Source organism: Arthrobacter sp. LAPM80, assembly GCF_046736435.1.
Lineage (GTDB): Bacteria > Actinomycetota > Actinomycetes > Actinomycetales > Micrococcaceae > Specibacter.
Window position 1 is genome coordinate 1 of sequence record NZ_JBCHVD010000051.1, and the last position, 1816, is coordinate 1816.

Consider the following 1816-nt stretch of genomic DNA (forward strand, 5'->3'; position numbering starts at 1 on the left):
ACCGAGAAACAATCGTTCTCGCTGTAGGTCTTTACTCCTCCCATCACTACCATGGCCCATGCAGGTCATGGTGTGATGCTTGGTGCTCCTTAGAAAGGAGGTGATCCAGCCGCACCTTCCGGTACGGCTACCTTGTTACGACTTAGTCCCAATCGCCAGTCCCACCTTCGACAGCTCCCTCCCCACAAGGGGGTTAGGCCACCGGCTTCGGGTGTTACCAACTTTCGTGACTTGACGGGCGGTGTGTACAAGGCCCGGGAACGTATTCACCGCAGCGTTGCTGATCTGCGATTACTAGCGACTCCGACTTCATGGGGTCGAGTTGCAGACCCCAATCCGAACTGAGACCGGCTTTTTGGGATTAGCTCCACCTCACAGTATCGCAACCCATTGTACCGGCCATTGTAGCATGCGTGAAGCCCAAGACATAAGGGGCATGATGATTTGACGTCGTCCTCACCTTCCTCCGAGTTGACCCCGGCAGTCTCCTATGAGTCCCCACCATCACGTGCTGGCAACATAGAACGAGGGTTGCGCTCGTTGCGGGACTTAACCCAACATCTCACGACACGAGCTGACGACAACCATGCACCACCTGTAAACCGACCGCAAGCGGGGCGCTTGTTTCCAAGCGTTTCCAGTTCATGTCAAGCCTTGGTAAGGTTCTTCGCGTTGCATCGAATTAATCCGCATGCTCCGCCGCTTGTGCGGGCCCCCGTCAATTCCTTTGAGTTTTAGCCTTGCGGCCGTACTCCCCAGGCGGGGCACTTAATGCGTTAGCTACGGCGCGGAAAACGTGGAATGTCCCCCACACCTAGTGCCCAACGTTTACGGCATGGACTACCAGGGTATCTAATCCTGTTCGCTCCCCATGCTTTCGCTCCTCAGCGTCAGTTAATGCCCAGAGACCTGCCTTCGCCATCGGTGTTCCTCCTGATATCTGCGCATTTCACCGCTACACCAGGAATTCCAGTCTCCCCTACATCACTCTAGTCTGCCCGTACCCACCGCAGATCCGGGGTTGAGCCCCGGACTTTCACGGCAGACGCGACAAACCGCCTACGAGCTCTTTACGCCCAATAATTCCGGATAACGCTTGCGCCCTACGTATTACCGCGGCTGCTGGCACGTAGTTAGCCGGCGCTTCTTCTGCAGGTACCCTCAACCAGCTAAACACTGACCTTGTTCCCTACTGAAAGAGGTTTACAACCCGAAGGCCGTCATCCCTCACGCGGCGTCGCTGCATCAGGCTTTCGCCCATTGTGCAATATTCCCCACTGCTGCCTCCCGTAGGAGTCTGGGCCGTGTCTCAGTCCCAGTGTGGCCGGTCACCCTCTCAGGCCGGCTACCCGTCGTCGCCTTGGTGAGCCATTACCTCACCAACAAGCTGATAGGCCGCGAGTCCATCCAAAACCAATAAATCTTTCAACCAAACCCCATGCGAGGAAAAGTCAATATCCAGTATTAGACCCCGTTTCCAAGGCTTATCCCAGAGTTAAGGGCAGGTTACTCACGTGTTACTCACCCGTTCGCCACTAATCCCCGACGCAAGCGCCAGTTCATCGTTCGACTTGCATGTGTTAAGCACGCCGCCAGCGTTCATCCTGAGCCAGGATCAAACTCTCCGTTAATAACTAAACAGACACACCACAACACACCGGAAAAAGATGATGAAGCGATGCACTAAATTCGAAACCAGCTATAGACCAGCCGTCACCACAGGGGCGGCAACAACCAGTCAAATAACCAATTCAATATAAATAAATTGGTATCAATAAAACTTGGCACACTATTGAGTTCTCAAACAACAACCACA

Annotated in this window: 1 rRNA gene; it reads right to left on the bottom strand. The window is 54.2% G+C overall.

The features are described from left to right. Positions 1 to 93: 93 nt before the first annotated feature. Positions 94 to 1631: ribosomal RNA gene (locus AAGW05_RS18460) — 16S ribosomal RNA — on the bottom strand. Between the last annotated feature and the right edge of the window lie 185 nt (positions 1632 to 1816).